Source organism: Clostridium mediterraneense, assembly GCF_900091705.1.
In the GTDB taxonomy this organism is placed as follows: Bacteria; Bacillota; Clostridia; order Clostridiales; family Clostridiaceae; genus Sarcina; species Sarcina mediterraneense.
Window position 1 is genome coordinate 1,924,088 of record NZ_LT594785.1, and the last position, 9,599, is coordinate 1,933,686.

Sequence of the window (9,599 nt, forward strand, 5' to 3'; positions counted from 1 at the left end):
CCATCTATAGTTACTTTTTCTAATTTATAACCTGCTGGTACTGTAAGACCCTTAACATCTACTTCTGTATTTTCTTCTGCTGTTTTTACAGTCTTAGTTGGTATTAAAACTTTACCTGTATTTGTTATCATAGTTTCTGTTACAGAATTACTTGGTATTTTAGCTAAATGATAAACAACAACTTGTTTTTCATTCTTATAATCTAAATCATTTACTGAATCTACTTTCTTTCCGTTTACTGTTATTGATTCAACTTGATATCCCTTAGGAATATTTAATTTATATTCTTTTGATTTAGTATCAACTTGTCCAACTTCTTTCACAACATTAGTAGGTGCTTCGTTTCCTATTTGTGTTTTATAAGTTATTTCTCCATTTATAGGAACTACATTATAGCTTACTACTTCACCATTAAATGCAACTTTAACATCATTACTATTTGTATAAGTATTTATATTCTTATTAGCAATTAATGTTATTTCTTTATTATTTGGATTAGATACTGTTATATTTTCTAATTTATAATTTGAAGGTATTTTATCTTCAATATTAACTATTGATGTATTAAATGGTAGCTTATATTCATTATGATATAGAATAGCACCATTTTGATTTACTACTCTTTCGCCAACATTCATCATTTTTGGTGATAAATTATAAACTATTGTAATATCTTTATCTCCAAATACCTTTGGAAGATCTGCTTCTGAAGTTTTAACTCCATTAACTGTTATATCGTTAAGCTCATAATCACTATTATCCCAAGTTGGAGCAACCTCTTTATAAGCTTCACCTTGATAATTTGTTGTTACAACAGGCTTACCTATTACTTTTCCATCAACCATAGCTTCAACTGTTATTGTTGATTTAGCTATAGGTGACACGATATAAGTTATGTTAAGGTTCTTATCTGGCATAACTTCTGGTAATTTATTAGCTGGTGTTTTTACTCCATCCACAAGAATATAGTCTAATTTATATTCTTTTTTATCCCAATTATTATCGGCTACTGAAATTTTATCTCCCTTAGCATAAGAAGCTACTGGCATAGTATTTAAAACTTTTCCGTCTTCTGTTTTAATATTAATATTTAATTTATATTCAGTGTCACTAGCCATGTGATAAACAATATTCATATTATTAGCTACATAATACTTAGGTAATTGATTAATATTAGTTTTCACTCCATTAACTGTTACATAATCTATATGATAATTTTCTAAAGTAGGTATGCTTTCATTATTAATAGAATCACCAATATTACCTGTTTCTGTGTAATTATATTTATCTCCTGTAACTGCTTTTCCATCTGAATAAACTGTACTTACATTAAGAGTAGTATTCTCTGAAGAACTATCAAGACTATCTCCTAAATATACAAGTCCTCTTGGAGTTAATTCAAATACACTAGTTTTATTTACATCATAAGAATTTTGTAAAACTCCATCTTTATATACATATGAAGCACTTATTTTAGAACTTGTTTTATAATCTATAACTATTTTATCTCCATATTTAAATCCTAAATTATTAAATGTATTATATATTTCATTTTCAGGATGAACCTCTTCTTTAGAACCTTCTCCATTTCCTTTTATAACTACATTCTTAATTAATTGATTATCTTTATTATATAATCCTATACTAAATGCTTCACCATTTAAATACCAATTAACTATTGACCATCCTTTATTAACAGTCATTTTCATACTAATAGGATTAAAACCTAATGTAGCAAGTGATTGACTCCAAACATTATTTATAGTAATTTTAGAATTTACTAAAGGAGCTTCCCCATCTTGTAATCCTACTGATGGCATTGTCTGTAACATATCTTTAGCAATTGGCTTTTGGTTAGAATTTGTTACTGAATTTAAAGCATTATCAATAGCTTTAATATAATTATTATAATCTTGCTTTGTTCCACTATTTAAAATTATATTCTTTATTTGTAATAATGTATCAAGCATTGGCATTGGATAATCTTTAAGTGCATTTATAATTTGATCACTAAGATTTATATAATCTTGTACTGTAAGATTATGATTTGTTTTCATTAAAGCAATCTTATCAAGCCATGCTCTTACATTTAAAGGTTCTATTTTTAAAGCTTCATTTATTGCATTCATTTTATCTTGATATGATAAATCAGAATTTGCAAGCCATAAATACTCATTAGATTTCTTTAATGTTTCTGGATTGATATTTTGATATAATAAATCATAATTTGTAACATTTCCATTAGTAGCTATTCCTTTTGACCAACCACTAATATCTGCTCCACTACTTTTTGACCATCCGAAAATATTATTTCCTATAGTCCATTTATGCTCATCATTATAGAATATAAATGCACAGTGTCCTGGTTGACCAACTGGTTGTGCTGGTAAGCCAAATATCTGACAAGCTGATGCTCCCATATAAGATGTTGATCCACAAACTCCTCCATCATACCAAACATTTAGTGGAGTTGGATTTGGCCCATAGAAATCTGGTCCAAATATACTTGCTCCTGTATGAGGATTTATTTCATTGTACTGTATTGTATAAGCTATATTATTTAAACCATTAGCACCTGCATTTATAAAAGCATTATGATTTTGCATTATTATAGCTCTCATCTCTAATATTTGAGAATTAGGTATATGTGTATTAACAACATACATTATATGTCTGACATCTAAAGTCCTAAATACAGGAAGCATACCGCCTTCTGCGTTTAAAGTCTCAAATATATTATATCTTTCAACTGGATCTCCTACAGTACCTTTACCTGGCCAAGCATTTATAGGCTTAGCATTACTTACTGCAACAGCTACTGCTAATTTTAAATTAAATCCCGCTCTTGAATTAGTATATTTATTCCATATATTAGACCAAATTTGAAGTCCATTTATATTTACTCCTGACTGACTTGTTGCATCTAAATATTCTTGTATAGCAGTACTATTGTTTAATAACCAATTTACAAACTCTTTATTTGCTTCACTCTTATTAAAGAAATTCTGTAAGTTTTCTAATCCAACTCTTGCTATAAAATCTCTTGCAGCAATTTGATAACTTAACTTACTATTACTTAAAACATCAGCAATATCAGTATTTTGACTCATTGCTGTATCTATATCAGAAGTTAATGTATTCATATAACTTGCTATATCATTAGCATTATTTATAGTAATTACTGGAGCTGTTGCTGTAATTATTGAAAGAATATTATTTGAATTTGCTTCTAATACATATTTTGAATTACTTGGAGTATTTGATGATACTTGTATTGGGAATAATTCATTATTTATATCCAAAGCAAATGTATAAGCTTCGTCTTTATTTAATTTGTATAAAGTTGATTCTGGTATTATACCTTGTACACTTGCTGGGTTATGATCTAATGTACTTGTATTTACTGAATCTACAACTTGGTTATTTGAATTTAAAATAACTAATTTCTTGTCAGCATTTATTATACTTTCACTTTGTCCATCTGATAAATTACTATCTATAACTAAATTATTGTTATTCCATAAAACATTACTTGTATAAGCTTTTTGTCCAAAATTAACTGGAACTAATCCTTCTTTTGTTATTTTAAAGTATTCTTCATTACCACTTATATTACCTAATGCTTGATTTCCATTTAAAACAACTGGTTTAGAAATTGTATTGTTATAACTTAAACCTATTATATCTCCATAACTAAATGACTTACCATTTAAAGCTTCTGTTAATTGACTTGTTGAACCATTATTAATTGAAGCATCTAATAATTTTTGCCCATTACTACTATATAAATCTAAATCTAAGTATTTAGATTTTCCATTTCCAAAACTATCAGTATAATTATTTACAACAAACTTCATAGTTTGTGGATTAAATGTTACACTTGATGATAATTCTCCTTGCCATCCTTGATTATTATAGAAGTTTATATAACTATTCATTAATTGTATATTTGATTCTATAGTTGGATTAATAATTGTTGGTATATATCCCTCTGATGAAACTACTATATTAGTATTACTTGTAAATCCATCCTTATCATTTATAGCAATATTAAATTCACCATTTCCATTTGTCATTCCCTTAAATGTATTTCTATCAACAGAAACTTCAACAGAAGTATTAGGTTTTGCAGTACCTTCTATATTAGTAGATGTTACTTTATTATTACTTAAAATATCTAATGGTTTTATATTAATAAATTTATCATTTAAGTTTATAAGTCCCTTATTTGTTATTTCGAAATATTCCTTTTCTCCAGTAGTATTTCCTATACTATTCTTTCCATCAAAAATATTAGCCTTAACAAAATTAGGATTATATGAAACCTCTATTATATCCCCTATCTCATAACTCTTATTATTTATTTCTGATATGAAGGTACTAATATCATTTAACTTATCTCCAGTAAATGAATATAGAATATCACCATTCTTAGGATCTATAAGTCTTATATTTAAAGTATTACTATAAAATGCTCCTGTATATTGTTTAGCTAATGGATATTCTATTGCTTGTAGTTTATTATTTACAGGATTAAAAGTTACATTGAAAATAGGAACATTGGTATTATTTACAACCTGTATTCTATTAGAATTTATATTAATTAACTTAGTATCATATTGTACTGTTAATATTTCAGCATTATCATTATTAACAAAAATTCTAACTTCACTATTTATAGGCGCTTCACTAACTGGAATTTCTAATGAAAAATCACCATCACTATTTGACTTAACTACTTTAGATATATTTCCATAAGTTACAGTTACATCTGTATTAGCTAATGTCTTACCTGTTAATGTCATATTATTAGTGCCTTTATATAAGATTTGTGAAGTAGTTAAATTCTCATTAGCTACTGGAACTAATCCATTTGGAGTTATTTTGAAACACTTAAATTTATTAGTACAATCTATTTTACTCTTTCCGCTATCAAGTAATAATTCTCCCATAGATAATTCAGTTTCTTGTGGTTCATAAACTGCAATTATATCTCCATACTCAAAGTGAGCTCCATTTAAGTTGTTTTTTGAAGCAAATACATTAAAGTTACTTGTACCACAACTTGCTAAAACTTGTCCTGTTTTTCCACTTATAAGTTGTGCAGCAAAATTACTTCCCCTATTCTTAACAGTCATAGTGACAGGATTAAAAGTGATCATCTGTCCAAAAGTTCCATCTTGATCTTTATCAGATATTGTTATATTAGATTTTAATATACCTAACTTTGAATTTGCTGTTGGATTTATAATTTTAGCAACTTCACCTAATGTTTCTACAACTATATTAGTTGAACTTGTAAACCCATTAGCTTCTGATATATTAATATTAAATATACCTTCATTATTAGATTTACCAGTAAATTCTTTTCCGTCGACTAATACATTTACTACTTCATTAGGCTTATTAGTTTTTCCTGAAATAATCCCTGTAGTTACCTTTCCATTTCCTAAAACATCAAAAGGATTAACTTCAATTTCAGGCATATTAGAAGGCTCTAATCCATTTTGTGTTATTAACATTTGAACTGATTTATTTACTATATAGTTACTTTGTCCATCAAAATTACTTACACTAGTTTTAACAGGCCCTAAACAAGTAACTTTAATAATATCTCCATATTTAAAATCTAAATTATTAAAATCATTATATAAATTTTGTGTCTGATTACTATTTTGATAAATTTTACCTTTTATTAATTGTCCAGTTGAAGAATATAAAGATATTTCAAAAGCATTTCCTGACCCACTAGCAAAATAGTCATTCATATTTCCAGCTATATTAACTTTCATATCTACTGGATTAAATAAAATTGTACCTGCTGTATAAGTTCCACCATACCAATTTCCAATTAAATTTATCTTATTTTTAACTATTCCATATATTGAAGAATTTATAGTTGGATTTAAAACTTGAGGAGTCTCTCCTTCTACAAACACCTCAATTTTAGTTGAACCTGTAATATTTTTATCAGCTGTTATATCTAAATTATATTCTCCCTTAGAATTTGAAGTGGTTATATAATCCTTATTATCAACCCATATATTAACTAATGTATTAGCTGTTGTCTTACCTGATATATCTATTTTATTACTATTTAATTCATAATATATAGGATTTACAGTTAAATTATTAGATTCTGCCTTTAGCCCTTCTGGTGTTATTTCATAATCTACTGTTGTAATCCCTTTTCCAGGTAAATTATCTATTTTCCCATTTGGATTATTTATAGACATATCAAGCCCATGTGATTGTATTCTTATAGAATCTCCATATTCAAAACTTAATCCATTAAAATCATTAAATACATTTTGACTACTTCCTGAACCGTTATATGTTTTTGATTTTATTATTCCACCATTTTTATTAATTAAAGTTATTGTATATGCAGGTGAATTTGACCAGTATGAGAAATAAGTATACCCTTTATTTTCAAGTTCTAATTTCTTTGTATATTGATTGAAACCAATTTTTGATACTAAATATGGATTTCCTCCCCAATATCCATTTAAAGAAATACTAGTATAGTTTAATTTATAATTTGTAGGATTTAATTGTGGTTTTTTTTGTACTTCATTATTTCCTTGATTAAAAACTTTAACTACTGTATCTAATGTTATATTTTCACTAGCTGATATTGTTTTATTATATTGACCTTGTAAATTAGCTGTAGTTGTATAATCTTTATTATCAACCCATATATTTACTGTTGAATTTGGTGTCGCATTACCTGATACATTAATTTTATTACTACCTAAATCAAAATATATAGGATTCACAGTTAACTTGTTAGAAAGTTCTTTTAAACCATTCTTTGTTATCTCCATTGATATAGGTTTATTTACTTGATAATCTTTTTTATTATTAAAATTAGATATACTTATCTTACTTGATGTTTTATAATTTATCTCTAAAATATCTCCATAAGAAAAATCTAAATTATTAAATGCATTATATAATTCACTTTCTGGATACTCACTTCCATTTACTTGTACTTTCTTTATTAATGCACCATTCCTCTTATATAAACTAATAGAAAAAGCTTCATTATTTTTTGATAAGTATGGATTAGTTTCTGATCCACCTTTTATAAACTCTGTTTTTGATGTTACTGGATTAAATTTTAGTGTTCCTATTCTCCAATTCCAAACATTGTTTATAGTTATAATATTGTCTTTAATATTATAGATATTTGAATCTACCTTTTCTTGAATATTGCTACTAATACTTCTATTAGCTAATAAAATTGTATTGTTACTTTGTACAGCATTTTGAGCTATAGGCTGTATATTCATTCCTACAACACCTGCTAAAGTAATTATTGATAATATTTTTTTATTATTCATAAGTATTTCTCTCCAATTATCATTTGTAATATTAAATTTATATTAAATATTATAAACAATAATTGGTATAAAAAGTTTATTTTTTATTACAATTAATTTTCAATAAATAACAAATATTAATAAAAAGACTATATAAATATTTACTTTAAATAATATTTATATAGTCCATATATTTAAATTATTTCTTTCTTCTGAAAATTCTTAAAGCTGCTATAGCTGCCATTATTCCAGCTAATATACCAAGCCCATCTTCTGTATTTTTCACCCCGGTATCTGGTAAACCTTGTTTGATAATAGTTTTTCCACCATCTTCTTTAATAGTAGATTTTGAATTACCATTATGATTTACTACTGACTTTGAATCACTATGTTCATTAGTATTATCCTCATTATGATTTACTACTGGTTTTATATCACTATGTTTATTAGTATTATCTTCATTATGATTTACTGCTGGTTTTACATCGCTATGTTTATCAGTATTTCCTTCATTATGATTTACTGCTGGTTTTACATCGCTATGTTTATCAGTATTTCCTTCATTATGATTTACTACCGGTTTATCGGATATTACATTATAAATAATAGTAGTTTCACCTTTTTCAACCTTAGTAGGAACTTCTTGTACCTTATTACCATTTACAGTAGCAGATACTGATTGTAGTTTATAACCATTTGGAATATCTACATTATTTATCTTACTTCCTACAGGTTCATTATAATTATTATCTAATAATACTTTACCTTCATTAGTAATAATCTCAATCTTAACATTTCCATCTTCATTAATATTTTTCTTATCTTCTGAATGATTATTTTCATTATGATTTTCTACCGGTTTCACGTTATTATTATGTGTATTTGTAGAATTATTCTTACCATTATTTATAGTACTATTTACATGTGTTTTATCATTAGAATTTACACTACTTCCTTGATTATCATTAGTATTATTTTCAGGTACATTTACATTATAAATTATGGTAGTTATATTATTATTTGAATTTTCTTCAATAACATCTGGTACTTTATTAACTTTATTACCATTAACAGTTACACTTATTACCTTATCATCCTTAGGTATTTGTATTGGATTAAACTTAGATCCAATACCTCCTTCATGCTCTGCATTTTCTATAACTTTACCATTTTGATCAACTACTTTAATTATAACTTTTCCATCAATAACTGGTTTAGTCTTTTGTGTTTCATGTTCTGGAACCTCTACATTATAGATAATAGTAGTTTTATTACCTGTATTTTGATTACTTACTATTTCATTTTTAACATCATTTTCTGAAATAGTTTTTCCATTCACAGTTACATTAACTAATTTATCCTTACTTGGAATTGTTATAGGATTAAATTTAAGTCCTACCACTCCAGTATGAGTAGCTTCTTCAATAGTCTTTCCATTTTGATCAATAACCTTAATTATTACCTCACCTTGTTCTTGTGGTTTAACTACTGGTTTACTATCATTTTTATCAGTACTTGGTTTATCTTGATTATTATGATCTACTGCTGGCTTGTTATCAGTATTTCCTGCCTTATGATTTTCATCCGGTTTAACCGCTGGTTTACTATCATTCTTATCAGTACTTGGTTTGTTTTGATTATTATGATCTACTGCTGGCTTGTTATCAGTATTTCCTGCCTTATGATTTCCATCCGGTTTAACCGCTGATTTACTATCATTCTTATCAGTACTTGGTTTGTTTTGATCATTATGATCTACTGCTGGCTTGTTATCAGTATTTCCTGCCTTATGATTTCCATCCGGTTTAACCGCTGATTTACTATCATTCTTATCAGTACTTGGTTTGTTTTGATTATTATGATCTACTGCTGGTTTATTTTCAGTATTTCCTGATTCATGCTTTTGTTCTGGTTTAACTATTGGCTTAGCACTTGGTATTTGCTCAACAACATATACTATTGAAGTAGTATCTTTACCTATTTCAACTTTATAGTTATCAGCAGCCTTTACTTCTTTCCCATCTATAGTTACTTTTTCTAATTTATAACCTGCTGGTACTGTAAGACCCTTAACATCTACTTCTGTATTTTCTTCTGCTGTTTTTACAGTCTTAGTTGGTATTAAAACTTTACCTGTATTTGTTATCATAGTTTCTGTTACAGAATTACTTGGTATTTTAGCTAAATGATAAACAACAACTTGTTTTTCATTCTTATAATCTAAATCATTTACTGAATCTACTTTCTTTCCGTTTACTGTTATTGATTCAACTT

1 protein-coding gene and 1 pseudogene are annotated in these 9,599 nt (G+C 26.8%); both read right to left on the reverse strand.

The features are described from left to right. A pseudogene (locus BN8917_RS14400) lies at window positions 1-7,346 on the reverse strand (hypothetical protein); the annotation flags it as partial. A gap of 178 nt (window positions 7,347-7,524) precedes the next feature. Beyond that, window positions 7,525-9,599, reverse strand: a 2,075-nt coding sequence (locus BN8917_RS11055; protein ID WP_159426743.1) for a hypothetical protein, incomplete at its 5' end; no start/stop codon positions are given.